Origin of the sequence: Sphingomonas azotifigens NBRC 15497 (assembly GCF_002091475.1) — a bacterium.
Lineage (GTDB): Bacteria > Pseudomonadota > Alphaproteobacteria > Sphingomonadales > Sphingomonadaceae > Sphingomonas > Sphingomonas azotifigens.
Genome location: NZ_BCTR01000075.1, coordinates 1 through 25,841, shown reverse-complemented (window position 1 = coordinate 25,841; position 25,841 = coordinate 1). Strand labels below are relative to the sequence as shown.

The 25,841-nt window shown below is 67.4% G+C and carries 25 protein-coding genes and 1 tRNA gene; 16 read left to right on the top strand and 10 right to left on the bottom strand.

The features are described 5' to 3' along the window. Positions 1 to 23 precede the first annotated feature (23 nt). Positions 24 to 785: a sulfite exporter TauE/SafE family protein gene (locus SAZ01S_RS20820; RefSeq protein WP_084584181.1), complete on the bottom strand. Its 762-nt coding sequence runs from the start codon at positions 783 to 785 to the stop codon at positions 24 to 26. A 65-nt stretch (positions 786 to 850) separates the two neighbouring features. Here SAZ01S_RS20820 and SAZ01S_RS20815 point away from each other — a divergent pair, with 65 nt between their 5' ends. Both SAZ01S_RS20815 and SAZ01S_RS20810 read left to right on the top strand, forming a co-directional pair. Continuing rightward, positions 851 to 1,174 (top strand): antibiotic biosynthesis monooxygenase family protein, encoded by a 324-nt coding sequence (locus SAZ01S_RS20815; RefSeq protein ID WP_084584179.1) that lies wholly within the window; start codon positions 851 to 853, stop codon positions 1,172 to 1,174. After that, positions 1,171 to 2,448 carry an MFS transporter gene (locus SAZ01S_RS20810; protein WP_084584178.1) on the top strand — a complete coding sequence of 426 codons (1,278 nt, stop codon included), beginning with the start codon at positions 1,171 to 1,173 and terminating at the stop codon, positions 2,446 to 2,448. Before SAZ01S_RS20815 ends, SAZ01S_RS20810 begins: the two co-directional genes overlap by 4 nt. 147 nt (positions 2,449 to 2,595) lie before the next feature. Here the strand turns inward: SAZ01S_RS20810 and SAZ01S_RS23850 are convergent, their stop codons facing one another. From SAZ01S_RS23850 to SAZ01S_RS20800, 4 genes are all read right to left on the bottom strand, one after another. Further along, positions 2,596 to 3,138: a hypothetical protein gene (locus SAZ01S_RS23850; RefSeq protein ID WP_139810178.1), complete on the bottom strand. Its 543-nt coding sequence runs from the start codon at positions 3,136 to 3,138 to the stop codon at positions 2,596 to 2,598. 514 nt (positions 3,139 to 3,652) lie between these two features. Then, positions 3,653 to 3,925 (bottom strand): ankyrin repeat domain-containing protein, encoded by a 273-nt coding sequence (locus tag SAZ01S_RS20805; RefSeq protein WP_167693221.1) that lies wholly within the window; start codon positions 3,923 to 3,925, stop codon positions 3,653 to 3,655. A gap of 39 nt (positions 3,926 to 3,964) precedes the next feature. Further along, positions 3,965 to 4,183: a hypothetical protein gene (locus SAZ01S_RS23845; protein ID WP_139810177.1), complete on the bottom strand. Its 219-nt coding sequence runs from the start codon at positions 4,181 to 4,183 to the stop codon at positions 3,965 to 3,967. A gap of 259 nt (positions 4,184 to 4,442) precedes the next feature. Further along, positions 4,443 to 4,516 (bottom strand) — tRNA-Gln (locus SAZ01S_RS20800). Between the two features lie 179 nt (positions 4,517 to 4,695). Here SAZ01S_RS20800 and SAZ01S_RS20795 point away from each other — a divergent pair. Genes SAZ01S_RS20795 through SAZ01S_RS20785 form a run of 3 tightly spaced genes read left to right on the top strand, consistent with a single transcriptional unit; the run spans position 4,696 to position 7,010 of the window. Then, on the top strand, positions 4,696 to 5,733 hold the full coding sequence (locus SAZ01S_RS20795; RefSeq protein ID WP_084584174.1) for a Ppx/GppA phosphatase family protein: 1,038 nt from the start codon (positions 4,696 to 4,698) through the stop codon (positions 5,731 to 5,733). An 18-nt stretch (positions 5,734 to 5,751) separates the two neighbouring features. Beyond that, the gene (locus SAZ01S_RS20790; protein WP_084584173.1) at positions 5,752 to 6,444 is read left to right on the top strand and encodes an RlmE family RNA methyltransferase; all 693 of its coding nucleotides are present in this window, start codon (positions 5,752 to 5,754) and stop codon (positions 6,442 to 6,444) included. Between the two features lie 50 nt (positions 6,445 to 6,494). Beyond that, positions 6,495 to 7,010 carry a DUF4269 domain-containing protein gene (locus SAZ01S_RS20785; RefSeq protein WP_084584171.1) on the top strand — a complete coding sequence of 172 codons (516 nt, stop codon included), beginning with the start codon at positions 6,495 to 6,497 and terminating at the stop codon, positions 7,008 to 7,010. A 57-nt stretch (positions 7,011 to 7,067) separates the two neighbouring features. On the opposite strand, the gene rpoZ is transcribed toward SAZ01S_RS20785, so the two are convergent. Beyond that, on the bottom strand, positions 7,068 to 7,412 hold the full coding sequence (gene rpoZ, locus SAZ01S_RS20780; RefSeq protein WP_084584170.1) for a DNA-directed RNA polymerase subunit omega: 345 nt from the start codon (positions 7,410 to 7,412) through the stop codon (positions 7,068 to 7,070). Between the two features lie 151 nt (positions 7,413 to 7,563). Between rpoZ and SAZ01S_RS20775 the strand changes: the two genes are divergently transcribed. Further along, the gene (locus SAZ01S_RS20775) at positions 7,564 to 8,796 is read left to right on the top strand and encodes a phospholipase D-like domain-containing protein (protein ID WP_084584168.1); all 1,233 of its coding nucleotides are present in this window, start codon (positions 7,564 to 7,566) and stop codon (positions 8,794 to 8,796) included. On the opposite strand, the gene SAZ01S_RS20770 is transcribed toward SAZ01S_RS20775, so the two are convergent. From SAZ01S_RS20770 to ku, 4 genes are all read right to left on the bottom strand, one after another. Beyond that, positions 8,793 to 9,677 (bottom strand): transglutaminase family protein, encoded by an 885-nt coding sequence (locus SAZ01S_RS20770; protein ID WP_084584184.1) that lies wholly within the window; start codon positions 9,675 to 9,677, stop codon positions 8,793 to 8,795. The two genes, SAZ01S_RS20775 and SAZ01S_RS20770, sit on opposite strands and share 4 nt — an antisense overlap. Beyond that, complete coding sequence (locus tag SAZ01S_RS20765) at positions 9,677 to 12,157, bottom strand: circularly permuted type 2 ATP-grasp protein (RefSeq protein WP_084584166.1); 2,481 nt, start codon at positions 12,155 to 12,157, stop codon at positions 9,677 to 9,679. The genes SAZ01S_RS20770 and SAZ01S_RS20765 overlap by 1 nt, the downstream gene beginning before the upstream one ends. A gap of 104 nt (positions 12,158 to 12,261) precedes the next feature. Then, the gene (gene ligD / locus SAZ01S_RS20760; RefSeq protein WP_084584164.1) at positions 12,262 to 14,781 is read right to left on the bottom strand and encodes a DNA ligase D; all 2,520 of its coding nucleotides are present in this window, start codon (positions 14,779 to 14,781) and stop codon (positions 12,262 to 12,264) included. Then, the gene (ku, locus tag SAZ01S_RS20755; RefSeq protein WP_084584163.1) at positions 14,774 to 15,634 is read right to left on the bottom strand and encodes a non-homologous end joining protein Ku; all 861 of its coding nucleotides are present in this window, start codon (positions 15,632 to 15,634) and stop codon (positions 14,774 to 14,776) included. The genes ligD and ku overlap by 8 nt, the downstream gene beginning before the upstream one ends. A 97-nt stretch (positions 15,635 to 15,731) precedes the next feature. Here ku and pdxH point away from each other — a divergent pair, with 97 nt between their 5' ends. The 10 genes from pdxH (at position 15,732) to adh (ending at position 25,743) form a co-directional block, all read left to right on the top strand. Further along, positions 15,732 to 16,310 carry a pyridoxamine 5'-phosphate oxidase gene (gene pdxH / locus SAZ01S_RS20750; RefSeq protein ID WP_084584162.1) on the top strand — a complete coding sequence of 193 codons (579 nt, stop codon included), beginning with the start codon at positions 15,732 to 15,734 and terminating at the stop codon, positions 16,308 to 16,310. Further along, positions 16,307 to 17,239 carry a cation diffusion facilitator family transporter gene (locus tag SAZ01S_RS20745; protein ID WP_084584161.1) on the top strand — a complete coding sequence of 311 codons (933 nt, stop codon included), beginning with the start codon at positions 16,307 to 16,309 and terminating at the stop codon, positions 17,237 to 17,239. Before pdxH ends, SAZ01S_RS20745 begins: the two co-directional genes overlap by 4 nt. A 105-nt stretch (positions 17,240 to 17,344) precedes the next feature. Beyond that, entirely contained in the window at positions 17,345 to 18,463 is a 1,119-nt protein-coding gene (locus SAZ01S_RS20740; RefSeq protein ID WP_139810179.1) for an MFS transporter, read from the top strand. 66 nt (positions 18,464 to 18,529) lie between these two features. Further along, positions 18,530 to 19,141, top strand: a complete 612-nt coding sequence (locus SAZ01S_RS20735; RefSeq protein WP_084584159.1) for a cysteine hydrolase family protein — start codon at positions 18,530 to 18,532, stop codon at positions 19,139 to 19,141. Beyond that, entirely contained in the window at positions 19,134 to 20,024 is an 891-nt protein-coding gene (cyoA, locus tag SAZ01S_RS20730; RefSeq protein WP_139810176.1) for a ubiquinol oxidase subunit II, read from the top strand. The genes SAZ01S_RS20735 and cyoA overlap by 8 nt, the downstream gene beginning before the upstream one ends. Positions 20,025 to 20,026: 2 nt before the next feature. Then, complete coding sequence (locus SAZ01S_RS20725) at positions 20,027 to 22,036, top strand: cbb3-type cytochrome c oxidase subunit I (protein ID WP_084584158.1); 2,010 nt, start codon at positions 20,027 to 20,029, stop codon at positions 22,034 to 22,036. After that, positions 22,033 to 22,680 (top strand): cytochrome o ubiquinol oxidase subunit III, encoded by a 648-nt coding sequence (cyoC, locus tag SAZ01S_RS20720; protein ID WP_084584157.1) that lies wholly within the window; start codon positions 22,033 to 22,035, stop codon positions 22,678 to 22,680. The genes SAZ01S_RS20725 and cyoC overlap by 4 nt, the downstream gene beginning before the upstream one ends. After that, positions 22,677 to 23,066: a cytochrome o ubiquinol oxidase subunit IV gene (gene cyoD, locus SAZ01S_RS20715; RefSeq protein ID WP_084584156.1), complete on the top strand. Its 390-nt coding sequence runs from the start codon at positions 22,677 to 22,679 to the stop codon at positions 23,064 to 23,066. The genes cyoC and cyoD overlap by 4 nt, the downstream gene beginning before the upstream one ends. A 64-nt stretch (positions 23,067 to 23,130) precedes the next feature. After that, positions 23,131 to 24,084, top strand: coding sequence for a GAF domain-containing protein (locus SAZ01S_RS20710; protein ID WP_084584155.1), 954 nt, complete (start codon positions 23,131 to 23,133; stop codon positions 24,082 to 24,084). Between the two features lie 141 nt (positions 24,085 to 24,225). Then, positions 24,226 to 25,743, top strand: a complete 1,518-nt coding sequence (gene adh / locus SAZ01S_RS20705) for an aldehyde dehydrogenase (protein WP_439951241.1) — start codon at positions 24,226 to 24,228, stop codon at positions 25,741 to 25,743. The last annotated feature ends 98 nt before the right edge of the window (positions 25,744 to 25,841 follow it).

Genomic DNA, 25,841 nt, shown 5'->3' with positions numbered 1-25,841 from the left:
CCCCTCCCCTGAAGGGGAGGGGCTTAAGACGGTGCCTTCGCCAACGCTTCCCAGAGCAGCGCGCCGCCCACCGCGATCATCAGCACATAGATGGCGGTGTAGAACCGCTCCGGTGACACCCGCCGCACCAGCCACACGCCGGCCAGTGTCGACGCCAGCGCCAGCGGGAACAGCGCCGCCGACGTCATCAAATTTGCGGGCGTGAACTGCCCCAGCGCCCAATAGGCGGGCACCTTGATCCAGTTGGTCGCGGCGAAGAAGATCGCGGTGGTCCCCACCAGCCGGTCGCGCGGCAGGTTGCGGGGCAGTACCCAGAGCTGGAAGGGCGGCTGCCCGGCATGCGCGATCTGGCTGGTGAAGCCCGAGGCGACGCCGAACAGGCTGCCGACCCATTCGGGCCAGCGCGCCGCCATCGCCGGCGTCGCCCGCCCGCTCGCCCACAGCCGGTACAGCCCGAACACAATCGAGATCGCGCCCACCGCCGCCAGCACCAGCACCGGCGAGACGCTCGCGGCAAAGCCATAGCCGAGCGCGATTCCCGCCATCGATCCCGGCAGCATCCAGGCCAGCAGCCGCCAGTCGACGGTGCGGCGGAACGCCCACACGCTGACCACGTCCTGCAGGATCAGGATCGGCAGCGTGATCGCGGCGGCGCGCACCGGATCGATCGCCAGCGCAAGCAGCGGCAGCGACAGCGCCCCCATCCCGGCGAACCCGCCCTTGGACAGGCCGAGCAGCAGCACGGCGGGCACGGCGAGCGCATAGAAATGCCAGTCGGTGATCATCGGGATCCGCTCTCGCAGGGCCGGTATGGATTGCAAAGCCGCGCGCGCCTTCTACGATTCTTTTCATGGGAGAGGATCGTACCGGCCAGATCGCGGTGCTGTTCGTATCGAAGCGCACCGCCCATGACGATGCAGGCTATGCCGAGGCGGCGACCGCGATGGACGTGCTCGCCGCCCGCCAGCCCGGCTATCGCGGCATCGAATCGCAGCGTGGCCCCGCGGGCGTGGGCATCACCATCAGCTTTTGGGCGAACGAGGCGAGCGCCGCCGCCTGGCGCGACCATCCCGACCATGCCGCGATCCGCGCTCAGGGCCGGGAACGCTGGTACGAATGGTATGAAGTGATCGTCACCCGGGTCGAGCGCGGCTATCGCTGGCGCCGCGAATGAGCCGCACGATCGACCGCGATTTCGCGCTGCTGTTCGGCGTGATGCTGATGATCGCGGCGGGCAATACCGCGCTGCAATCGATCCTGCCCGCGCTCGGCCGCTCGCTCCACGCGGCCGATAGCGCGGTGGCGGCGGTGTTCTCGGTCTCGGCACTGCTCTGGATGCTCACCGCGCCCTTCTGGGCGAATCGATCGGAGCGGGCCGGACGGCGCGCGATGGTGCTGCTCGGCATCCTCGGCTTCACCGCTTCGCTGCTGCTGTGCGGCCTGTGCCTGGCGCTCGGTATCAACGGTGTGCTCGGCCCGGTTGCGACCTTTGCCGCCTTCGTCGTCGGCCGGATGCTCTATGGCGGCTTCGGATCGGCCGCGCCGCCTGCGGTGCAGGCGATCGTCGCCGCGCGCACCAGCCGCGAGGAGCGCACCAAGACGCTGACGCTGCTTGCCTCCGCGTTTGGGCTGGGGACGATCCTGGGGCCCGCGGTCGCGCCGTATCTGGTAATGGGCCATCTCTGGCCCGGCGGTCCGCTGATCGGCCTGTCCGGCCCCGCCTTCGCCGCGAGCGCGGCCGGGCTGGTGCTGTTCGTGCTGGTGCTGCGGCTGCTGCCGGCCGATTCGGGCGCGATGGAGCATGGCGCCGCCGCCAGCTATCCGTCGATCGGCGGCCAGGGCACCGGCGCCAGCGTGGCGGCGGCTACGGCCGAACGCGCCGAGCATATTCGTACCTTCGATCCGCGCGTGCGCCCGTGGATGATCGCCGGGCTCGTCACCGGCCATGCCCAGGCGATGACCGGGCAGGCGATCGGCTTTTTGATCATCGATCGGCTGGCGCTCGCTCCCGCGGCGGCGCTGGAGCCGACCGGTCTGGTGCTGATGATCGGCGCCGGTGCTTCGCTGCTGGTGCAATGGGGGCTGATCCCGCTGCTCGATCTCAAGCCGCGGGCGCTGATCCTGGCCGGGGCAGGCCTGGGGGCGGTGGGATGCGTCGCGACGGCCGGCGCAACGACGCTCTACGGCATCGCGCTCGGCTATGCGACGATCGCGCTCGGCATGGGCTTTGCCCGCCCCGGCTTCACCGCCGGCGCCTCGCTGGCGGTGGGGCCGCACGCGCAAGGATCGGTGGCGGGACGGGTGACCTCGATCAACGGGGCGGTGTTCGTGCTGGGCCCGTCGATCGGCGTGGCAATGTACGAAATCTGGGGGGCGCTGCCCTATCTCGTCGCAGCGGGCGCACTGGTATTGCTGCTCGGCTATGCATGGAAGGCGGTGCAGCGGTGATGCGGCTAGATTCTTGTGTTTTCGCGTAATAACTTCCACGTCGCCAGTCGCCATCGACTTGTTGCAACGCAAATCGTTTTCTCTGAATGTCCTCATCTTGAAGTGGGTGTAATATCTATTTTTTCCAACGGCCGGCGGTTGATTTTACTATGCCGCTACATTTGGTGTATTGTCAGATGTTTCCGAATCGCTAGGAGTTTTCTTATTTGCGTTATAAGGATCGAACGACGCTATTATTTGTAGAATATCATTAGAAAAACTCTGTATTATCGATAATGCGTTCACCTCCTTTTCTACTTCATCGCAGATCGCAACAACGCGAAGATTCCATTCCAATTCTTGACGGTAGAGAACCTGCCGCATGCGTCGTTTGATGTTGCCATGATCACGCGCAAGTCTTCCATGACCCCTATATGCATCGATGCTGGCAATGACATTGATCACCACCGCCAAACATGCGGCCACGACATTCCAACGAATGCTGCCCATTGGTGGAAGGTTGGGGGCTATGATATTGATAATAGTCAATATCCCAGTTCCCACAATGAGGCACAGCTTGTATCTCGTGTCACCCTTGCGACTGGTCTTCTCACGAGCCTCGGCATCCTCGACGTAATGTCGGGCGCGGGCCTTGAGGTGCTCGTACTCGCGTTCGAAGGCGGCGAGTTTTGAGTGTGCGACGGCATCCACCGGGTTTGCCCCCCCCTCAAGATTGCCTGAGACTAATATGATTCCCCGTGCGCCACCGGTTGGCAGGCACCCTCGAACATCTTGCATACGCAGCCGTCCGGAGATGTGCCGATGCAAAACCGCGACTTGTTCTGAGAGGGTGTCAGCCGTTTCGTTGCATCGTGCAAGCCGTAGCGATGTCGTTCCTCTGGCCGCATCTGGCGCAATCTATACAGCGTGAACAGCGTGCATGGTTTGGCGCCACTTTCAACGTCTTGCCAATACTCTTTGGAAGTAAGTTCAAGCTTTTTCGGGTAAACTTCGCGCTCGAAGATGCTAGCGACTAATGCGCTTTCACCCGGCACATAGCAAAGCCATGAGCCCTTCCTCTCTTCTGACTGAACTAACAGCAAGAATGGTGGGACCTTCGACGCTTTGGGATCGACCTTGCTGTTTATTACGGAATTTAAAATCGCCCTTACATCCGCCTGTCCGATCAATCGTGGCATTTAGCTTCGTCCCCCTAACGTGATGATCATGCCGCCTCGATCATTCTTGCTATTTGTGTCTTGCCCTCGAAGGCCGCAAGCATCGCTGCAGACCAGCCATTATGATCGAGATGTTGACGATCCGCGCCCGCGTCTAAAAGAATTTTCACGGCTCTGATATCACCATTGGCGACGCTGTAAAATAGCGGCGTCCATCCATCCTCGCCTTCGGCCTCGATCAACGTCGAACCGATCATCTCAGCAAGCTTGCCCAAATCGCCGGCATCAAGCACGTCGATTACTGCATCAATCGCGTTCACTAGCATTCTCCTAGTTACTTCAAGCGGTCAGCAGCGGAATTAGATTCCAAGTGTGCCCTTTTTTGATTGCGGCAGCGAAATGCTGGCGTCCTCGAGTGCTTTCATCGGATCGTCGCGATATCGTTCGATGAATAACCGTAAAGCAAGTGCCGCAAGTGCTCCCTGCGAAATCTCTACGCTCTGGCAAATGCCGCTACGGATATTTGAGAAGGCTTGCTTCTCCTCGCTGGTGACATCCGCTACGATCGTTACTCGCATGATGATGCGCCGATGTTGTTCACCCTGTCAACGCTACTACCATGAATCGAGTAGAATCCACAAGAGTCAGTTGGATTCAGGGTGATTCAGCACTTGAGAGGCCATAGTTTAACTAAGCCGGACCAAGTAAGATATTAGGTTAATTAGAGAATGTTCCCAAGCAACGTGGGTGAAGAGCAAGCCTGTAGCTTGCGCCGCTCGCGGCAAGGGTGGAGGCGCTGCTCCTGGCCCCCGAATGGCGATGTCGAGAAACGCCGTCTGGATGCCCCGTGAGGATTCGAACCTCAATTGACGGAGTCAGAGTCCGTAGTCTTACCTTTAGACGACGGGGCACCGGACAGGTCGCGCCAGATAGGGGGATGCAGCGGCCCTGTCAACGCTGCAATTGCGCGGTCGCCTTGCTCTTGGCCCGGACCTCGTCTAGCCTCGCATCCAAGCACCGGCCGGATCGTTTTGATCCGGTGACGGAAGAAGATAAGCGAGTTGATGGTATGGGGGATGGCTCCGCCAGAATGCCCCGCGGGAGGCGCGTCGCCGCCGCCCGCCCTGCGCCGCCACCGGCCGTGAAGGGGCCGGGGCAGCGCTGGCCCGAGGCGCGCCACTATGCGGCGCTCGATCTGGGCACCAATAATTGCCGATTGCTGATCGCGCGCCCGCAGGGTGCGGGATTCGCGGTCATCGATGCGTTCTCGCGAATCGTCCGGCTGGGCGAGGGGCTGGCGACGACCGGTCGCCTGTCCGATGCGGCGATCGAGCGGACGCTCGCCGCACTGCGGATTTGTGCGGACAAGCTCAAGCGCCGCAACGTGGCGCTCGCCCGCTCGGTGGCGACCCAGGCCTGCCGCCAGGCGGAGAATGGTGCCGCGTTCATCGAGCGCGCCTATCGCGAGACCGGCATCGCGCTCGACATCATCACCGCCGAGGAAGAGGCGCGGCTGGCGGTGCTCGGCTGCCATGCGCTGCTCGAGCCCGGCGACGGGCCGGCTTTGGTGTTCGACATCGGCGGCGGCTCGACCGAACTGGTGCTGGTCGATTCGCACGCGCCGATCCCGCACATCCTCGACTGGCACAGCGCGCCCTGGGGCGTGGTTTCGCTGAGCGAGGCGACCGGGCAGAGCAAGGCGATCGACGCCGATGCGCGCGCCGCTGCCTATGCGGACATGCGCGCGCGGGTGCGGGAGAGCTTCGCGCCGTTCGTCGCGCGGCTGCGCCCGCCCAAGGGCACGCCGCGGCTGCTCGGCACCAGCGGCACGGTGACGACGCTGGCCAGCGTGCATCTGGGGCTCGCCTCGTACGATCGCTCGGCGGTCGATGGGCTGATCGTGCCGAGTGCGGCGATGCGCGAGGTGAGCGCGCGGATCGCCGCGATGAGCGTCAAGGAGCGCGCCCAGGTGCCGTGCATCGGCAACGAACGCGCCGATCTCGTCTCGGCCGGCTGCGCGATCCTGGAGACGATCCTCGACATCTGGCCCGCCGAGCGGCTAGGCATCGCCGATCGCGGCATTCGCGAAGGCATCTTGCGGCGGCTGATCGGCGGCGCGCCCTTATAAGGTTGTGAGGAAGAAGCGATGAGCAGGGGCGGTGGCCGCGGCCATGTCCGCGTGCGCACGGCGCGCGGCCGTACGGCGCAATCGACGCGCTGGCTGGAGCGCCAGCTGAACGACCCCTATGTCCGCCGGGCCAAGGCCGAGGGCTATCGCAGCCGCGCGGCCTACAAGCTGACCGAACTGGACGAGAAGTTCGGCTTCCTGAAGGGCGCCAAGCGGGTGGTCGATCTCGGCGTCGCGCCGGGCGGCTGGACGCAAGTGGTGCGGCGCGTGCTGCCCAAGGCGGCGGTGGTGGGCATCGACCTGCTGCCGGTCGACCCGATCGAGGGCGCGACGCTGCTCCAGATGGACTTCATGGACGATGCCGCCCCCGATCGGCTGATCGAGGCACTGGGCGGCGCGCCCGACCTGATCCTCTCCGACATGGCGGCGAACACCGTCGGCCATCCGCAGACCGATGCGCTGCGTACCATGGCACTGGTCGAGACCGCGTTCGATTTTGCGCTCAAGACGCTGGCGCCGGGCGGCGATTTCGTCGCCAAGGTTTTCGCGGGCGGCGCCGATTCGGCGCTGATTGCGGAGATGAAGCGCGCCTTCGCGACGGTGAAGCACGCCAAGCCGCCCGCCAGCCGCAAGGGCTCGGTGGAATGGTATGTCGTGGCGCAGGGCTTCAAGGGGCGGGCGGAACCGGCCGGCGAGCCGGAGCAGGAATAACGATAGCGTATCCTCCCCTCGCAGGGGGAGTATACGGCTTAGGGAACGCCATGACGAGGCCAGCCTATGCCGACGCCCTCACGCATAGCGGCGTGCTGACCCGGCTCGCCGCCTTCGACCCGCAGGTCGCGGGTACGCCGCCGCTGGACCTCGACCTGCCCGACAGCGACATCGACATCCTCTGCCACGCGCCCGACCCGAACACCTTCGCGGCAGCGGTGTGGGCGGCGTATCGCGACCAGCCAGGCTTCGCGATGTGGCAGTGGCAGGGCAGCGACCGGCCCGTGGTCGCGCGCTTCCGCTGCGCCGGCTGGCTGTTCGAGCTGTTCGGCCAGGCCCGCCCCGTTGCCGAGCAACTCGGCTGGCGGCACTTCGCGATCGAGCGGCGCCTGCTCGCGCTGGGCGGCGAACCGCTGCGCGCTGCCGTGATGGCGCGCCGGCACGCGGGCGCCAAGACCGAGCCCGCCTTCGCGCAGGTGCTGGGGCTGAACGGCGACCCCTATGCCGCGCTGCTCACGCTGGAGCAGTTCGACGACGCCACCCTGCGCGCCCGGATCGGCGCATAAACAAAAAGGGCCGGCGTCCCCGCCAGCCCCTTTGTCGTTGGTTCGCTTCGAAGGCGATCAGCCCTCGTAGTCGCCGCCCAGATTCTGGTTGCGCGGCGGGGCTGCGGCGGTGAGGCGGAGCGCCTCGGCCTGGGCCTGGATCGAACCGATCTCGTCGGGCGCATCCTCGTCGTCGACGCGGACGCGCTGCAGGCTCGACACCACCGCTTCCTGCAGGTGATCCGGGCGCACGGTCTCTTCGGCGATTTCGCGCAGTGCGACGACCGGGTTCTTGTCGCGATCGCGATCCAGGGTCAGGTCGGCACCGCCCGAGATCTGCCGCGCGCGCTGGGCCGCGAACAGCACCAGGTCGAACCGGTTGGGAACCTTGTCGACGCAATCCTCGACTGTGACGCGCGCCATATACGCTTCCTTGGGATAGGGGTGTCCGGGAAAGACCGGCCAGTTAGAGGCCAGCGCCGGAATTGTCAAGGAAAGCGGCGCGTACGCGGGGGGCGAACCCAATGCCCGCTCGCTCGTTGTCTGCGCAACCGAGCAGGAGAACCGAGTCCCGATGGCGCCCTATGCCGATGCCGAGCCGCTTGCCGCGGGCGCCGATGTGCCCGATGACGCGGCCATGCCGCCGCTCGCCCAGCCCAGTTTCACCGTCGATGGCAACCGGCTGACCTTGCTGCCCGACGGCCCCGAGCGGATGCGCACGCTGCTTGCGCTGATCGCGGGCGCCGAGCGGACGCTGCGGGTACTCTACTATATCTATCTCGACGACGCGGCCGGCGCGGCGGTGCGCCAGGCGCTGATCGAGGCGGCGGCGCGCGGCGTGCGCGTCCACCTGATCGTCGACGGGCTCGGCAGCGAGCATGCCGAGAGCAACGACTTCTTCGTGCCGCTGCACGAGGCCGGCGTCGAGGTCTGCCGCTTCGTGCCGCGCTGGGGGCGGCGCTATCTCTTACGCAACCACCAGAAGCTGGCGCTGGCCGACGAGGCGCGGGTGATCGTCGGCGGGTTCAACATCGAATCGAGCTATTTCGGCACCGTCGCCGACCATGCCTGGCGCGACATGGGGTTGCTGGTCGAGGGGCCGGCGGCCGAGCGGCTGACCGGCTATTTCGATTCGCTCGCCGCCTGGGCCAAGCGGCCGCGCGCGACGCTGCGGTCGCTCGGGCGCACGCTCAAGGCCTGGAGCGAGCCCGAAGGCGACACCCGCTGGCTGCTCGGCGGCCCGATGCGGCGGCTGTCGCCCTGGGCGCGGGTGGTGAAGCACGACATGGAGCGGGCGGACCGGCTCGACCTGATCGCCGCCTATTTCGCGCCGAGCCCGGCGATGCTGCGGCGGCTGGACAAGGCCGGACGGCGCGGGCGGGTGCGGCTGGTGCTGCCGTCGAAGCTCGACCACACCGCCGCGATCTGGGCGGCGCGCTTCACCTATGCCGGGCTGCTGCGTAAGCGGGTTGAGATCTACGAATATCAGCCGACCAAGCTGCACACGAAGCTCTACGTGATCGACGATGTCGTCCATATCGGCTCGGCCAATTTCGACATCCGCAGCATGTTCCTGAACCTTGAGCTGATGCTGCGCGTGCAGGACGCGGCCTTCGCCGCGCATGTCCGCGCCTATGTCGATGGCGAGGTGGCGCAGTCCGAGCGCATCACCCCCGAGCTCTACAAGGCGCGGACGGGCTGGTGGACTCGGGTGAAGCAGTTCGGTGCCTATTTCGTGATGGCGGTGCTCGACTATAATGTCACGCGGCGGCTGAACTTCGGCAGCAAGGGGCCGGTCGAGTCTTAAGCGGTCGCCAGCGGCTCCACATCGACCGACACGTGCATCGCCTGCGCGCCCGAGCCGAGCACGATCCCGTCGATCGGCGCGATATCGGCATAGTCGCGGCCGATCGCCATCACGATATGGTCCTCGGCCATCCAGATGCCGTTGGTGGGATCGACCCCGAGCCAGCCGAGATCGGGCCCGCACCAGAGCAGCACCCAGGCATGGGTGGCATCCGCGCCCACCAGTCGCGGCTGTCCCGGCGGCGGCAGCGTGCGCAGATAGCCCGAGACATAGGCGGCCGGCAGCCCGGCGGCGCGCAAGCCCGAGAGCATGATCTGCGCGAAATCCTGGCAGACGCCCCCTCGTTTCGCGAAGGCCTCGTGCGGCGGCGTGTCGACCAATGTCGCGGTGGGATCGAAGGCGAATTCGCGCTGGATGCGGCGGGCGAGCGCGATGCCCGCGTCGAGGATGCCGCGATCCGGCTGCAGTTCCTCGGCGCACCAGGCGGCGATGTCGCGGTCCAGCGGGATCAGCGGCGAGGGGAAGAGGTAGGCGGCGGGGCCGGCAGGCGTGGGATCGCGGCTGTCGCGCGCCCAGGCGGCGATCTGGGCGATCGTGGGATCACCCGGCGACGGTATCGGGATCTGGCGATCGACCCGCACCCGCGCGCTGCTCTCGATCGTCAGGCTGTTCGCGTCATGCTCCACCACCAGCCGCACGACATTGGCGAGCCCGGCCTCGGCGCGGGCGGGATAGGTGCGCCCGCCGGGCTGCACGCTCAGCGCATATTCCTCGATCATCTGGCCGGACCAGAGGATCGGCTTCAGCCGCAAATTGCACCGGGCGAACGCGACCGGCTGGGCATAATCGAACCGCGTCACATGGCGGATGCGATAGAGCATCATGCGAGGACGAGTCCCGCCGCCCGCAGCGGCTCGGCACCGTGGAGGAAATAGCGGCGGGCGACCGCGTCCGACAAGCTCCACAGCCGCGCCTGGAGATCGGCGCACCAGGCGTCGTCGATCGCCGTCGCGCGCGCGGTCACCAGCATCGCGGCGAGCCCGCGCGCCTGTTCCTGCTGCGCTTCGGCGATGCCGTCGTCGGACAGCACCGGCAGCGCATTGAGATGCGCCGAAATCGCCGCCGCCTGGAAGGCGATGCCGCGCGGATTGCCCGGATCGAGCGCCAGCAGGTCGAGCACCGGCACCCGGGCGATGCCGGTCAGATAGCGCTGGCGATAGCTGATCTGGCTGTCGGCAAGGTCGAGCAGCGTCGAGAGATCGTCGGCGGTCGCCTCGGGCCCGCCGAGCGCGCGCAGGAATCCGATCGTCGCCAGCGCGCGCTCGATGCGGCGGCCGAGATCGTGGAAGCGCCACGCATCGGTGCGGCCCATATGCTCGCCGGCCTGCCCCGCCAGCGCCGAATAGCGCCGCTGCAGCGAACCCGCGCGATCGAGCAGCACGCCGCGCTCGGGGAAAGGCGCGTCGAGCAGGCGAATCATGTCGGCCGACAGCCGGTCGCGTGACACTGCGCCGATCGAGCGCGCCTGGCGGTTGATCGCGCGCACGCTGGTCCAGCCATCGACCGATTCGAGCGCGGTCCGGGCAAGCTGGGTGAGATCCTGCCGCTTCAGCCCGCGCGGTGCCGGTGCGGCCTGGGCGGCGACCACCAGCCGGGCGAGCCGATCGACCGTGTCGGCGGCGAGCGCGGCACCGGTATCGGCGCTGATCGAATGGCCGAGCAGCACGCGCAGCACCGAGAGCAGCGCCTCGCCGCGCTCGAGATAGCGGCCGAGCCAGAACATGTTGTCGGCCACCCGGCTGGGCAGCGTGCCGGGGTTGCGGCGCAGCTGGGTCGAATCGCCCGAGGGGAGCAGCGACACCGGCGCCACCGGATCGGGGCCATGGATGCAGACATCGGCCGACCAGCTGCCCTCGCCCATCACGGCGGCGCGGGCATCGGGATGCTCGCCGATCCGGGCGAAGCCGCCGGGCAGCACCGTCCAGCGGCCGGCGGCGTCGCGCGCGGCGAAGACGCGGAGCGTGAAGGGGCGCGGCGCCAGCCGGTCCTCGGTGACGAACGGCATCGTCGACAGGCAGACGACTTCCTGCCCGACATAATCCTGCGGCCGCCGGGTGAGATCGTCGCGCAGCGCCGCGCGCGCGGTCGCGTCGAGATGGGCGCCGAGCACCGCCGCGCCGTCCGGCAGGCCCAGCGGCGGGGTGCCGAAGGCGGGGGCGATCAGCATCGTGTCGAGATTCGCCGCGACATGCGCCGCCTCGGCCGGCTGGCCGCACCACCAGGTCGCGATATTGGGCAGGCGCAGCGGTTCGCCGAGCAGGATCTCGCTCAGGCGCGGCAGGAAGGCGGCGAAGGCGGGCGCCTCGAGCAGCCCGGCGCCTGGGGCGTTGGCGATCACGACATTGCCGGCGACGGTTGCGTCGATCAGCCCGGCAACGCCGATCTTCGAATGCGAATCGAGCGCCAGCGGATCGAGGTAGCGCGGGTCGAACCGGTGCCAGAGCGCATCGATCCGCTTCAGCCCGGCGATGGTGCGGACATAGACGCGATCGTCGAGCACCGCGAGATCGGCACCCTCGACCAGCAGGAAGCCGAGATAGCGGGCAAGATGCGCCTGCTCGGCATAGCTGGCGTTGAACCGGCCCGGCGTGAGCAACGCCATGCGCGGCTCGGCGCGGCGGCAGGCGGTGGCGATGCCGTCGCGAAAGGCGGCGAAGAAGGGTGCGTGGCGCTCGATGTTGAGCCGCCCCTGCAGCCCCCCCAGCGTGCGCGCCATCGCCAGCCGGTTTTCCAGCGCATAGCCGGCGCCGGCGGGGGCGCGGAGATGGTCGGCGAGCACGCGCCAATGCCCGTCCGGGCTGCGGCACAGATCGAACGCGACGAAATGGAGATGATGGTCGCCCGGCGGCGTCAGATGGGTGAGCGGGCGGAGGAAGAAGGGGCTGCCGGTGAGCAGCGCGGCGGGGAGGTGGCCGTCCGCCACCAGTCGTGCCGGGCCATAGCAATCGCGGAGCAGCAGCTCCATCAGCTCGGCGCGCTGGGCGATGCCGGCCTCGATGCCGCGCCATTCCTGCTGGTCGATCAGCAGCGGTACCGGGGATAGCGGCCAGGGGCGCTCGTCGCCCTCGTCGCCGATGCGATAGCCGGTGCCGATATCCTCGGCATGGCGATGCGCGCGTTCGCGGGCGATCGTCAGCCCGTCGCCGGCAAGGCCCGCCACTTCCTCGAACAGCGCCGTCCACGCCGCGTCCTTGCGCGCGCACAGCACATCGCCGGCCGGTGCCTGGCCGCAATAGTCGGTGATCCAACGATCGGCGATCGTACCGGCGTCGAACAATCCCGCCTCGGCTAGGCTGGCCACAGCTGCGTCCCTTTCTCGTGCGAGGGTGATGGGCGAAACCATGGTGCCATGCAACACGGGAGATGTGCGATCCGGTTCAGCCCGGTCGCGCAACCGTCCCGTGGCTACACATCGGGGAGGCTTTGGTCTGCGGTTCCCCAGCCGCGCAACGCCCGGCTGCCCGCCCGTTCGAGCAGCGTGGCGACATCCTGAATGGTGAAGGCATGGGCGCTGTCGATGTCGCGCAGCTCGGTCCAGGTGACCGGGGTGGCGACCGGCGCATTCGCGCGCGCGCGGGCGACATAGGGCAGCACTGCCGTCGCGCCGCGCTGGTTGCGCAGATAGTCGATGAAGATACGCCCCGTCCGGCTGGCCTTTTTGAGGTTGGCGGTGAAGCGTTCGGGCTCGGCCTGGGCGAGCGCGCGGGCGAAGCGCTCGCAGAAGCTCTTTGCTGCCGGCCACTCGGCCTGCGGCACCAGCGGCACCACGACGTGCACGCCCTTGCCGCCGGAGAGCATCGGCCAGCTGGTGAGGCCGATCTCGGCGAGCTGCTCCTTCAGATGCTCGGCGGCCTTCTTGACGGTAGCGAAATCGAGCCCCTCGTCGGGGTCGAGGTCGAACACCAGCCGATCGGGCTTCTCGACATCGGCGACGCGCGACCCCCAGCCATGGAATTCGATCGTGCCCATCTGCACGCAGGCGAGCATGCCGTCGGCATCGGATACGTAGAGATAGGGTTCGGTCGACCCGTCCTTCTTGCGAATGTCGACATGATGGACCTGCTCGCCGAAGCTGCCCGCATCGTGCTTCTGGAAGAAGCATTGCTTGGCGCGGCCCTGCGGGCAGCGGACCAGGCTGATCGGGCGTTCGGCGAGCCAGGGCAGGGCAATGGGGGCGACGGCGGCGTAATAGTCGGCAAGGTCGCCCTTGGTGAGCTTCGATTCGGGGAAGATCACCCGGTCGCGGCTGCTGATCTTGATGGAGGACGGTGCGGCTTCGGGAAGGGCTGCGGACTCCTCGGCGACGACCGTATCGGCCGGCTTGTCCTCGCGCAGGCCCAGGAAGCTGGCGTGGCGGACCACTTTCTCGGCGGTGAATTCGGCGAATGCGATTTCCGCGACCAGCTCGGGCTTCACCCAATGCGCGCCGCGTGCCTCCGGGCGGGGGACCTTGGCTGTCGGTTTATCGGCGGCAAGCGCGTCGAGGCGCTCGCGCAGCGAGAGCAGCGTCTCGGTATTGAACCCGGTGCCGACCTTGCCGGCATAGACCAACCCCTCCGGTCCGTTCAGCCCGAGCAACAGCGACTTGAAGCCGCGGCCCTTGGCGCTGGAGGCGGTCCAGCCGAGGATGACGAATTCCTGGCGGTGCGTGCACTTGATCTTGAGCCAGGCCTTGCTGCGGGTGCCGCGATAGGGCGCATCGGCGCGCTTCGAGACGACGCCCTCGAAGCCCTCGCGGCACATGCTCTCGAACAGCTTCTCGCCATTGCCGACAATATGTTCGGAGAAGCGGATGCGATCTTCGGCGCCGCCCAGCAGCGCGCGCAGCCGTTCCTTGCGCTCGATCTGGGGCAGCATGGTCAGGTCCTCGCCGCCCTCGACGAGCAGATCGAAGGCGAAGCAGAGCAGTCCCTCGCCGCCGGCGGAGATCGCCTCCTGCAGCGTGGAGAAATCGGGCTTGTCGCCTTTCATCGCGACGATCTCGCCGTCGATCAGCGCGCCGGGCGGCAGGGTGGCGGCGGCTTCGGCGATGCCGGGGAATTTCCCGGTCCAGTCGAGGCCGGAGCGGGTGTAGATGGTCGGCCCGCCGCCGCCGGTGGCGATCAGCGCGCGGTAGCCATCGTACTTGATCTCGTGGAGCCATTGGTTGCCGGTGGGCACGGTGTCGACCAGCGTGGCGAGCTGGGGGGATTGGAAGGCTGGGGGCTTCGATCCTACCCGGGACTTCCGCGCTTTCACTCCCCTCCCGCTTGCTGGAGGGGCTGGGGGAGGGGCTGACGTGGAAGAAGCGCTACGAGGTTTCAGCCCCTCCCCCGACCCCTCCCGCAAGCGGGAGGGGAGCGCAGGTGGCTTCCCCTCTGCAATCTCCTGCATGGTGCGGCCGGTGGTGACGCTGGTGAGCCCGGTTTCCACCAGCTCGTCCGTCGCACCCGCAAACCCGTCGTCGATCTTGCGGAGCAGCCAGTTCTCGGCCTTCTCCTTGCCGCGCGGCTTGAGCCGGATCAGCAGCCATTCGCCCTGCATCCGCTCGCCGTGGAGCACGAAATGGAGATGGCCCTTCGCCAGATCCTTGGCGCTCTTGCCCGGCACCGGTTCCCAGGTGCCGCTGTCCCACAGCATCACCGTGCCGCCGCCATATTCGCCCTTGGGGATCGTCCCCTCGAAGTCGGCATAGGACAGCGGATGGTCCTCGGTGCGGACCGCGAGCCGCTTCTCGTCGGGATCGAGGCTGGGGCCGCGTGTCACCGCCCAGCTCTTGAGCACGCCGTCCACTTCCAGCCGGAAGTCCCAGTGGAGCCGGGTCGCGTCGTGCTTCTGGACGATGAAGCGGTTGCCGCCGGACTTGGCCAGCGTGCCGGCCGGTTCCGCCGTCTTGGCGAAGTCGCGTTTGGCGTTATAGCGCGCGAGGAGATCGCCCTCAGGCACGCTTTTTCGCCGCCGGCTTCTTCGGCGCTGCCTTCTTCGCCGGCGCCTTGGCCGGGGGCTTGGCGTCGCCGGTGTTCAGCGACTTCTTCAGCGCTGCCATCAGGTCGACCACGTTCGATCCGCGGCTCTCGGGCTTGTCCGGATCCTCCAGGATCTTGGCGCCCTTGGCCTTTTTCTTCTTCTCGATCAACTCGCGCAGCGCGTCGACATAGCGGTCGTGGAACCCCTTGGGATCGAACTTGCTGGCCTTCTTCTCGATCAGCGTCTGCGCCAGGTCGAGCAGTTCGGGATCGGGCTCGCTGTCCGGGATCTCGCGGAAATAGCCCTGCGCCTTCTGCACCTCGTCGGCATAGCGCAGCGTCTCGAGGATCATGCCGCGCCCGCAGGGCTTGAGGCTCACCACATATTCGCGGCCGCGCATCGCCAACTGGCCCAGCCCCACCTTGCGCGCCCGCCGCAGCGCCTCGCGCAGCACGATGAAGGCTTCCTCGGCAAGGTCGTCGGCGGGCACGACGAAATAGGGCCGTTCGTAATAGAGCACGTCGATCTCGTCGGCGTCGACGAACTGGGTCAGCTCCAGCGTCTTGCGCGATTCGAGCTTCACCGCGTCGATCTCGTCCTGCTCGAGCAGGACATATTCGCCCTTCTCGACCTCATAGCCCTTGACGATCTCGTCCGGCTCGACCGCGCCGACGCCGGGCGCGACCTTCTCGTATTTGATCCGCTGGCCGCTCGGTTCGTGGATCTGGTGGAACGCGATCTGCGCGCCGGACTTGGTGGCGGTGTAGATCTCGACGGGAATCGAAACGAGGGCCAGCCGGATCTGTCCCTGCCAATAGGCGCGCGCGGCCATGCGGAAGTCTCCTCGTTGCAGCGCCGATTCAATTCCCCAAAGGGCACGGTGTTCCGCCCATCGCAACGGCGGCGTTTAGGCTGTAGAGGCAGACCCCATGAGCACCGATCCCTTCGCGCTTTTCCAAACCTGGTACACCGAGGCGCGGTCTACCGAACTCAACGATTCCAACGCGATGGCGCTGGCTACCGCGGATGCCGAGGGGCGCCCGTCGGTGCGGATGGTGCTGCTGAAGGGGTATGACGAGCGCGGCTTCGTCTTCTACACCAATCGCGAGAGCCGCAAGGCCGGCGATCTCGCCGCCAACCCCCATGTCGCGCTGCTCTTCCACTGGAAGTCGCTGCGCCGCCAGATCCGCATCGAAGGGCCGATCGCCTTCGTCAGCGACGCGGAGTCGGACGCCTATTTCGCCAGCCGCAGCCGCGATTCGCAGCTCGGCGCCTGGGCTTCGGACCAGTCGCGCCCGCTCGACAGCCGCGCGACCTTCGAAGAGCGCTACGAGGCAGTCCGCGCCCGCTTCGAGGGCGGCGCCGTGCCGCGTCCGCCGCATTGGGGTGGCTACCGCGTGACTCCCGAGCGGATCGAATTCTGGCTGGACCGCGAGCATCGCCTGCACGAGCGCCGCGTCTTCACCCGCGCCGGCGATGGCTGGCGCGAAGGCATGCTCTACCCATGACCAATCTCGCCCGCCGCGCGGCGATCGCCAGCGTGTGCAGCGCGCTCTTCCTGGGCGCGCTCAAATCCTACGCGGCAGTGAAGACGGGGTCCGTCGCGGTGCTCGCCAGCCTCGCCGATTCGGGGCTCGATCTCGTCGCCTCGCTGGTGACGCTGGGCGGCGTCCACTGGGCGTCGCAGCCGGCGGACGACGAACACCGCTTCGGCCATGGCAAGGCCGAGGCGCTGGCGGCGCTGTTCCAGGTGGTGATCATCGCCATTTCTGGCTTCGCCATCCTGCTGCGCGCGGTGCAGCGGCTGGTGCAGAACCAGCTGAGCGCCGATCCCGAAGCGGGCATTGTCGTTTCGGTGATCGCGATCGTCGTGACGCTGGCGCTCACCCAGTATCAGCGCTCGGTGATCCGCCAGACCGGCTCGATCGCGATCACGACGGACAGCATCCATTACAGCTCGGACCTCTACCTCAACGCCGCCGTGATCGGCGCGCTGGTGTGCGAGAGCTATCTGGGCCTCACCGGCGCCGATCCGGTGTTCGGCATCGCCATTGCCTTCTGGCTGCTCTGGGGCGCGTGGCGCGCCTCGGTCGCCGCCATCGACCAGCTAATGGACCGCGAATGGCCGGAGGAGAAGCGCCGCCGCTTCGTCGAGATCGCGGGCGAACATCCCGAGCTCAAGAGCCTGCACGACCTGCGTACCCGCACCAGCGGCAACCGCGACTTCGTCCAGTTCCACGTCGCCATGCGCGCCTGCATGACGATCGCCGAAGCGCATGACGTGGTCGAGCGGCTCGAAGGCGCGCTCGGCGAGGCCTTCCCCGACACCGAGATCCTGATCCATGTCGATCCGGACGGGCATGTCGACGAACCCGACAACGCGATGGCCGAAGTGAACCTGCTCGACGAAAACGGCGCCCAACCTTTCGGACAGTAACAGCGGGGCCGCGCCGTGCCTATCTGGGCGGCCCAACGCCCGAGGAGTCGCCCCGTGAACGCATCGCCTGCCCACCGTCCGCTCGGCCGCGGCCTTACCTTCGCGATGGCGGCGGCGGCCGGAATCGCGGCCGCCAATATCTATTACAACCAACCGCTGCTCGGCATCATCGAACGCGACCTGCCCGGGCAGCCGGCGGGGCTGGTGCCCACCGCGACCCAGCTCGGCTATGCGGCCGGGCTGTTCCTGCTCGTGCCGCTGGGCGACCTGCACGAACGCAAGCGGCTGATCGTGCTGCAGTTCCTGGTGCTGGCGGCAGCGCTGGTGGCGGCAGCGCTGGCGCCCAACGCCTGGGCGCTGATCGCCGCGTCCCTCCTGGTCGGCGGGGCGGCGACGGTGGCGCAGCAGATCGTACCCTTCGCCGCGCATCTCGCCGATCCGGCGCGGCGCGGTGCGACGGTGGGGACGGTGATGGCTGGGCTGCTCTGCGGCATCCTGCTCAGCCGCACGCTGTCCGGCTTCGTCGGCACCCATGCCGGCTGGCGCGAGATGTTCTGGCTGGGCGTGCCGCTGGCGCTCGGCACGGCGGCGGCGATGGCATGGGCGTTGCCGCGGAGCGAACCCGAAGCGGACCTCGGCTATGGCGCCCTGCTGCGATCGCTGGTGCATCTCTGGGGGGAGTTCGGCGCCCTGCGGCTGGCGGCGATCACCCAATCGCTGCTGTTCGCCGGCTTCACCACCTTCTGGACGATCCTGGCCCTCTATCTGCAATCGCCCCAGTTCCGGCTGGGCGCGGACGTGGCGGGGCTGTTCGGCGTGGTCGGGGCGGCGGGCATCCTCGGCGCGCCGCTGGCCGGCCGCATCGCCGACAAGCGCGGGCCGAAGCTGGTGGTGCTGGCGGGCGCGCTGCTCGCCACGGCGAGCTGGGCGATCTTCGGGCTGTGGGCGCACCTTGCCGCGCTGGTGATCGGGGTCGTGCTGCTCGATTTCGCGGTACAGAGCGCGCTCGTCTCCAACCAGCACATCGTCTATGCGCTGCGCCCCGAGGCGCGGGCGCGGCTCAACACCGTGCTGATGGGATTGATGTTCCTTGGCGGTGCCGGCGGATCGGCGGCGGCGACGCTCGCCTGGGAGGCCAGGGGCTGGAGCGGCGTGGCGCTGCTCGGCGGCGGCGTGTCGCTGATCGCGGCACTGCTCCAGCTGACGGGCCGCCAAAAGCACTAACCCAAGCGATTCCGCGGGAACGGCGGCGCCCACGCCTCGTTGGCGGGGCAGGAGGAGCGCTGTCCCATGCAAGAACCCGAAACGGGCGCCACTGCACCTGCGCGCGACCAGGGCGGTGCCACCGCGGCGCTGCTGATCATCGACATGATCAACACCTTCGATTTCGAGGGTGGCGAGGAACTTCGCGCGCGTGCCGAGGCGATCGCCGGACCGATCCGCCAGCTGCGCGACGCCTTCGATGCGGCGGATCTGCCGACGGTCTACGTCAACGACAATTTCGGCGAGTGGCATTCGGAGAAGTCGCGGCTGATCGAACAGGCGTTCGACGGCGCGCCCGACGGTCTGGCGAGGCTCAAGCCGCGCGACTGCGACTATTTCGTCCTGAAACCCCAATTCTCCGGTTTCTACGCGACCAACCTGCCGGTGCTGCTGCCCAAGCTAGGGGCGCGGCGGCTGGTGCTGACCGGGGTCGCGACCGACATCTGCGTGCTGTTCACCGCCGGCGACGCCCACATGCGCGACTATGCGCTGTGGGTGCCCGAAGACGCGGTGGCGACGCAGGACGACGATCGCGGCCGCTGGGCGCTGGAGATCATCGCGCAGAGCATGGGCGCCGATACGGCGGCCACTCACGCCCACTCGCCCGACGAGTGGCTAGCCGAGGCGGAACATGCCTGAGCGCGGCGGGCGCCTTCTCCCGCTGTTGCTGCTGCTCGGCGGCTGCAGCGGCGCGAGCATCCTGCGCCCGGGCGGGCCGATCGGCGCGAACAACCGCACGATCCTGCTCGATTCGCTGGTGATTATGCTGGCGATCATCCTCCCCACGATGCTCGCCACGCTTGCCTTCGCCTGGTGGTTCCGCGCCGGCAACCGCAAGGCGAAGTACCGGCCGGCATTCGTCTATTCGGGCCGGATCGAGCTGATCGTCTGGTCGATCCCGTTGCTGACGATCCTGTTCCTCAGCGGGCTGATCTGGATCGGCAGCCATGCGCTCGATCCCGCCAAGCCGCTCGCGGAGAAGACCCCGCCGCTGGAAGTGCAGGTGGTGTCGCTCGATTGGAAATGGCTGTTCGTCTATCCCGCGCAGGGCATCGCCACGCTGAACGGCGCGGTGGTGCCGACAGGCGTGCCGGTCCGCTTTCGCCTCACCTCGGCGAGCGTGATGAACAGCTTCTTCGTGCCGCGGCTGGGCAGCCAGATCTACACGATGAACGGCATGGCGACGACGTTGCACCTCCAGGCCGACCGGCCCGGCAGCTATTACGGCCAGAGCGCGCATTTCAGCGGCGACGGCTTCTCGGACATGCACTTCCGGTTGCAGGCGGTGCCGGTGGCGGAGTTCACGCGCTGGGTGGCGGGCGTGAAGGCGGCCGGCGGGCTGCTCGACGGCCGCGCCTATCGGGTGCTGGCCCGCCAGAGTCAGCATGAGCCCGCCAAGCATTGGAGCGCGGTGCAGCCCGGGCTGTTCGACATGGTGGTGGCGCAACACCTCCCGCCCGCCCCAGGGCCCGAGCAGGGCCGCGACGGCCAACCCCAGATTTCCCCCGGAACGGCGGAGTGACGATGCTCGGTAAGCTCACCTGGTCCGCGATTCCCTTCAGCCAGCCGATACCGCTGATCGCGGCGGGCGGTGTCGGCCTCGCGCTGCTCGCCGTGCTCGGCTGGATCACGGTGAAGGGGCATTTGCCCTATTTGTGGAAGGAATGGATCACCTCGGTCGATCACAAGCGGATCGGGGTGATGTATGTGCTGCTCGGGCTGGTCATGCTGCTGCGCGGCTTTGTCGACGCGATCATGATGCGCACCCAGCAGGCGAGCGCGATCGGCCATGCCCAGGGTTATCTGCCCCCCGAGCATTACGACCAGATCTTCTCGGCGCACGGCACGATCATGATCTTCTTCGGCGCGATGCCGGTGGTGATCGGGCTGATGAACTTCGTCGTGCCGCTCCAGCTCGGCGTGCGCGACGTCGCCTTCCCGACGCTCAATTCGACCAGTTTCTGGCTCACCGCCGCGGGCGCGCTGCTCGTCAATATGAGCCTGGTGATCGGCGAGTTCGCGCGGACCGGCTGGCTGCCCTATGCGCCCTTGAGCGAGACGACCTACTCGCCCGGCGTCGGTGTCGATTACTACGTCTGGGCGATTCAGATCTCGGGCGTGGGCACGCTGATGTCGGGCATCAACCTGGTGACGACGATCCTCAAGCTGCGCGCGCCGGGCATGGGTTACCTCCGCATGCCGATGTTCTGCTGGACGGCGCTCGGCGCCAACATGCTGATCGTCGCGGCCTTTCCCATCCTCACCGCCACCCTCGCGATGCTGACGCTGGACCGCTATCTCGGCTTCCATTTCTTCACGAATGAAGCCGGCGGCAACATGATGATGTTCGTGAACCTCATCTGGGCCTGGGGGCATCCGGAGGTCTACATCCTCATCCTGCCGGCGTTCGGCATCTTCTCGGAGATCTTCTCCACCTTCTCGTCCAAGCCGCTGTTCGGCTATCGCTCGATGGTGGCGGCGACGCTGTTCATCGTCGTCGTGTCGTTCACGGTATGGCTGCACCATTTCTTCACGATGGGGGCGGGGGCGGACGTCAACGCCGCCTTCGGCGTCGCCACCAGCATCATCGCGGTGGGCACGGGCGTGAAGATCTACAATTGGCTGTTCACCATGTATGGCGGCCGCCTGCGCTTCCCCACGCCGATGCTGTGGTCGCTCGCATTCATGATGACCTTCGTCATCGGCGGGATGACCGGGGTGCTGCTTGCCGTGCCGCCGGCCGACTTCATGCTGCACAATTCGATGTTCCTGGTCGCGCACTTCCACAACGTGATCAACTCGGGGGTGATCTTCGGCGCCTTTGCCGGCATCACCTACTGGTTCCCCAAGGCGTTCGGCTTCCGGCTCGACGAGTTCTGGGGGAAGATGGCCTTCTGGCTGACGCTCGCGGGCTTCCTGATCGTGTTCGGTGCGCTCTATGTGCTGGGGCTGGAGGGGATGACCCGCCGGCTGCAGCATATCGACTTCACCGAATGGGCGCCGTGGCTCTACGTCTCGGTGGCGGGGATTGGGGTGATGATCCTCGGCGTCGCCGCGCAGATCCTCCAGATCGTCGTCAGCATCCGCAACCGCGAGGCGCTGCGCGACGAGACCGGCGATCCCTGGGACGGCCGCTCGCTCGAATGGGCGACGAGCTCGCCGCCGCCCGCGTTCAACTTCGCGGTGCTCCCCAAGGTGCATGGCGAGGAGCCCTATTGGACGATCAAGCGCCAGGCGATCGAGAGCCAGGGCCTCGCCGACGAGCCGAAGTACGAGGCGATCGAGATGCCGCGCAATTCGGCGACCGGCGTCGTCACCGCCTTTTTCGCCACGCTGATCGGCTTCGCGATGATCTGGAGCATCTGGTGGCTGGCGGCGCTCGGCTTTGTCGGTGCCTATGCCACCTTCGTCGTCTTCGCCTGGCGGGACGAGGAGGAGAAGGAAATCCCCGCCGAGGAAGTCGCGCGGATCGACCGCGCCCGCCGTGCCGCGCGCCGGAAATGGCTCGAGGATAATCGGGAGCAGCCGGCATGACCGCAAAGGCACAGGATCCCTATCGCATCGGCCGTGGCGGGAGTGGAAACAGCAATACCGGGCGCGGCGAGGGCGGCCCGGCGAGCAAGCGCACCACCGTGGGCTATGGCTTCTGGATCTACCTGCTCAGCGACATCATCCTCTTTTCGGGCTTCTTCGCCGCCTATGCGGTGCTCGCCAAGCAGACCGCCGGCGGCCCCGGTCCACGCGAGCTGTTCGGGCAAGAGCGCGTCGCGCTGGAGACGGCGGCGCTGCTCCTTTCCAGCTTTACCTGCGGGCTTGCCGGCGTCGCGGCGGAGAAGCGGAAGCTCCTGCCCGCGCAGCTCTGGCTGCTCGCCACCGGACTGCTCGGCGCGGTGTTCCTCGGGCTGGAACTGACCGAATTCGCCGAGATGATCGGCGAGGGGGCGGGGCCGCAGCGCAGCGCCTTCCTGTCGGCTTTCTATGGGTTGGTGGGCTTGCACGGGCTGCACATCGCGGTGGGGCTGCTCTGGCTCGGCACGATGATGGCGCAGCTCTGGGTGAAGGGCTTCCGGCCGCAGGTGCTGCGGCGGCTGATGTGTTTCAACCTGTTCTGGCACGCGCTCGACATCGTCTGGGTCGGCATCTTTACCATGGTCTATCTGATGGGAGTGGCGCCATGAGCGAGCGCGAAACCGACAGCGGCGATACCGCCCCCGGCGACGAAGCGGCCGAAGGCGAGGAATTCGCCGGCGGCACCAGCGGCTATCTGGTCGGGCTGGGGCTCGCCGCGCTGCTCACCTGTGCGGCGTTCGCGATGGTCAACCTGCCGCTCGTCTGGCGCCCGGCGGTGCCGATGGCGCTGGTGGTGCTCGCCATCGCCCAGATGGGCATCCACCTCGTCTTCTTCCTGCATGTGTCGAGCGGGCCGGACAACACCAACAATGTGCTGGCGCTCGCCTTCGGGACGCTGGTCGTGCTCTTGCTGATCGGCGGATCGGTGTGGATCCTTGGTCATCTCGATCACGCCATGATGCCGATGGGGCGACAGATGCACGGCTTCCCCTGAGCGACTCTCCGGGTTGACGTGTGCGCAGCATCGGGCGCAGCATTGCCGCATTACGGAGTCGCCGATGCCCGCCCAGTCGCCGCGCCATGCCGATATCGTGCTCGATACCGTGCGCTCGCCGAGCAGCGCGGCAGTGTCGCCGCTCGCCGCCTCCTGGTGCCGCTCGGCGCTGCACCACAAGCTCGATCCCGAGGCAGGCGCGCGAGAACGCGTTGGCGGCGTAGCGCTGGCCGAGCGGCGGACGCTGCACCAGCCGCTGCTGGCGGTGGCCGCGCCGGTGCTCGACGAGACCTTCCGCGCCGTAGGGCGGAGCGGCTGCGGCGTGGTGCTGAGCGATGCCGAGGGTGTCATCCTGGAGACCCGCGCCGGCCCCGGCGATGTCGATGCCTTCACCCGCGCCGGGCTGGTCGAGGGCGCGCGCTGGGGCGAGGCGGAGGAGGGCACCAACGGCATCGGCACCTGCCTGTTCGAGGACCAGCCGGTGATCATCCACCGCGACCAGCATTTCGCCAGCCGCAACATCGGCATCAGCTGCATGGACGCGCCGGTGCACGATCCCGAAGGCCGGCTGGTCGCCGCCCTCGACGTCTCGAGCTGCCGCGCGGATCACGGCCCGGCGATGGCGGAGATGATCGCCTCGCTGGTGCGCGACGCCGCACGGCGGATCGAGCGCGACTATTTCTGCCGGCATTTCGCCGACCGCCGCATCCTGTTCCTCGCCGACGAAGCGGCCACCGGCACGGCGCTGCTTGCCGTCGATCGCGACGATCTGGTGGTGGGCGCGAGCCGCGCTGCGCGGTTGCGGCTGGGGCTCGATGCGCGGGCACTTGCCACCCCGCAGCCGCTCGAAACGCTGCTGGGGGAGGGCGCCGCGCCTTCGTTCGACGATGCCGATCGGACGGTGCTGCGCCAGGCGCTCGCCCGCGCCGGCGGCAATGCGAGCGCCGCAGCACGGATGCTCGGCATCGGCCGGGCGACCTTCTACCGGCGGCTGCACAAGGCCGGCGTCCGCCACTGAGCATCGCCTGTCTCGCAAGCGAGACAGGTTCGCGGATCGCGTGGACCGCTCCACTTCCCGCACGTGCCAGGACGGCGCATCCTCCGCTCCGACGCCGAGAACGGCGCTGACATCTAGGCAAGAGGATCCAGGCACATGGACATGCTGGTTGAAGAACGTGCGACCGCGCTCAAGGCGCCCTTCGCCGCGCGCTACGACAATTTCATCGGCGGCCGCTTCGTCGCCCCCAAGGCGGGCCGCTATTTCCAGAACGTCTCGCCGGTGACCGGCCAGGTGGTGGGCGAGATCGCCCGCTCCGACGCCGCCGATATCGAACTGGCGCTCGACGCCGCCCATGCCGCGGCCGATGCCTGGGGCCGCACCCCCGTCGCCGAGCGTGCGCTGATCCTCAACCGGATCGCCGACCGGATGGAGGCGAATCTGGAGAAGCTCGCCACCGCCGAGACCTGGGACAATGGCAAGCCGATCCGCGAGACCATGGCCGCCGACGTGCCGCTGGCGATCGACCATTTCCGCTATTTCGCCGGCGTGGTGCGCGGCCAGGAAGGCTCGATCGGCGAGATCGACCATGACACCATCGCCTATCATTTCCACGAGCCGCTGGGCGTGGTCGGCCAGATCATCCCGTGGAACTTCCCGCTGCTGATGGCGGCGTGGAAGCTCGCCCCTGCTCTGGCGGCCGGCAACTGCGTCGTCCTCAAGCCCGCCGAGCAGACGCCGGCCTCGATCCTCGTCTGGGCCGAGCTGATCGGCGACCTGCTGCCGCCGGGCGTGCTCAACATCGTCAACGGCTTCGGGCTGGAGGCGGGCAAGCCGCTCGCCTCGTCGCGCCGGATCGCCAAGATCGCGTTCACCGGCGAGACCAGCACCGGCCGGCTGATCATGCAGTACGCCAGCGAGAATCTGATCCCGGTCACGCTCGAACTTGGCGGCAAGTCGCCCAACATCTTCTTCGAGGACGTGACCCGCGAGGACGATGATTTCCTCGACAAGGCGGTCGAGGGCTTCGTGATGTTCGCGCTCAACCAGGGCGAGGTGTGTACCTGCCCGAGCCGCGCGCTCGTCCATGAGAAGATCTATGACCGCTTCATGGAGCGCGCGCTCGCCCGGGTGCAGGCGATCGTCCAGGGCAGCCCGCTCGATCCGGCGACGATGATCGGCGCGCAGGCCTCGTCCGAGCAACAGCAGAAGATCCTGTCGTACATCGACATCGGCCGGCAGGAAGGTGCCGAGCTGCTGATCGGCGGCGGCGCGGCCGAGCTGGGCGGCGATCTCTCCGGCGGCTTCTACGTCCAGCCGACGGTGTTCCGCGGGCACAACAAGATGCGGATCTTCCAGGAGGAGATCTTCGGCCCGGTCCTTTCCGTCACCACCTTCAGGGACGAGGCCGAGGCGCTGCACCTCGCCAACGACACGCTCTATGGCCTCGGCGCCGGCGTGTGGAGCCGCGACGCCAACACCTGCTACCGCTTCGGTCGCGCAATCAAGGCGGGGCGGGTGTGGACCAATTGCTACCACGCCTATCCGGCGCATGCGGCGTTCGGCGGCTACAAACAGTCGGGCATCGGCCGCGAGAACCACAAGATGATGCTCGATCACTATCAGCAGACCAAGAACATGCTGGTCAGCTACAGCCCGAAGAAGCTGGGCTTCTTCTAATACCAACCTGCACGAAGAAGAACCTATCCTCGCGCCCACATCGTCACCCCGGCGAAAGCCGGGGTTCATTGCGGTCTCGCGATCGGTGTTTGCTGAAA

What these genes read in the sequence shown, in the direction of transcription:
- cyoC (WP_084584157.1), top strand. Translation starts at nt 22,033, where the DNA reads ATGACCGCAAAGGCACAGGATCCCTATCGCATCGGCCGTGGCGGGAGT.
- pdxH (WP_084584162.1), top strand. Translation starts at nt 15,732, where the DNA reads ATGAGCACCGATCCCTTCGCGCTTTTCCAAACCTGGTACACCGAGGCG.
- SAZ01S_RS23845 (WP_139810177.1), bottom strand. Translation starts at nt 4,183, where the DNA reads ATGCGAGTAACGATCGTAGCGGATGTCACCAGCGAGGAGAAGCAAGCC.
- ku (WP_084584163.1), bottom strand. Translation starts at nt 15,634, where the DNA reads ATGGCCGCGCGCGCCTATTGGCAGGGACAGATCCGGCTGGCCCTCGTT.
- SAZ01S_RS20770 (WP_084584184.1), bottom strand. Translation starts at nt 9,677, where the DNA reads ATGCTCTATCGCATCCGCCATGTGACGCGGTTCGATTATGCCCAGCCG.
- SAZ01S_RS20815 (WP_084584179.1), top strand. Translation starts at nt 851, where the DNA reads ATGGGAGAGGATCGTACCGGCCAGATCGCGGTGCTGTTCGTATCGAAG.
- SAZ01S_RS20745 (WP_084584161.1), top strand. Translation starts at nt 16,307, where the DNA reads ATGACCAATCTCGCCCGCCGCGCGGCGATCGCCAGCGTGTGCAGCGCG.
- SAZ01S_RS20785 (WP_084584171.1), top strand. Translation starts at nt 6,495, where the DNA reads ATGACGAGGCCAGCCTATGCCGACGCCCTCACGCATAGCGGCGTGCTG.
- cyoA (WP_139810176.1), top strand. Translation starts at nt 19,134, where the DNA reads ATGCCTGAGCGCGGCGGGCGCCTTCTCCCGCTGTTGCTGCTGCTCGGC.
- rpoZ (WP_084584170.1), bottom strand. Translation starts at nt 7,412, where the DNA reads ATGGCGCGCGTCACAGTCGAGGATTGCGTCGACAAGGTTCCCAACCGG.
- adh (WP_439951241.1), top strand. Translation starts at nt 24,226, where the DNA reads ATGCTGGTTGAAGAACGTGCGACCGCGCTCAAGGCGCCCTTCGCCGCG.
- SAZ01S_RS20820 (WP_084584181.1), bottom strand. Translation starts at nt 785, where the DNA reads ATGATCACCGACTGGCATTTCTATGCGCTCGCCGTGCCCGCCGTGCTG.
- SAZ01S_RS20725 (WP_084584158.1), top strand. Translation starts at nt 20,027, where the DNA reads ATGCTCGGTAAGCTCACCTGGTCCGCGATTCCCTTCAGCCAGCCGATA.
- cyoD (WP_084584156.1), top strand. Translation starts at nt 22,677, where the DNA reads ATGAGCGAGCGCGAAACCGACAGCGGCGATACCGCCCCCGGCGACGAA.
- SAZ01S_RS20790 (WP_084584173.1), top strand. Translation starts at nt 5,752, where the DNA reads ATGAGCAGGGGCGGTGGCCGCGGCCATGTCCGCGTGCGCACGGCGCGC.
- SAZ01S_RS20810 (WP_084584178.1), top strand. Translation starts at nt 1,171, where the DNA reads ATGAGCCGCACGATCGACCGCGATTTCGCGCTGCTGTTCGGCGTGATG.
- SAZ01S_RS20710 (WP_084584155.1), top strand. Translation starts at nt 23,131, where the DNA reads ATGCCCGCCCAGTCGCCGCGCCATGCCGATATCGTGCTCGATACCGTG.
- SAZ01S_RS20740 (WP_139810179.1), top strand. Translation starts at nt 17,345, where the DNA reads ATGGCGGCGGCGGCCGGAATCGCGGCCGCCAATATCTATTACAACCAA.
- SAZ01S_RS20795 (WP_084584174.1), top strand. Translation starts at nt 4,696, where the DNA reads ATGCCCCGCGGGAGGCGCGTCGCCGCCGCCCGCCCTGCGCCGCCACCG.
- SAZ01S_RS20775 (WP_084584168.1), top strand. Translation starts at nt 7,564, where the DNA reads ATGGCGCCCTATGCCGATGCCGAGCCGCTTGCCGCGGGCGCCGATGTG.
- SAZ01S_RS20735 (WP_084584159.1), top strand. Translation starts at nt 18,530, where the DNA reads ATGCAAGAACCCGAAACGGGCGCCACTGCACCTGCGCGCGACCAGGGC.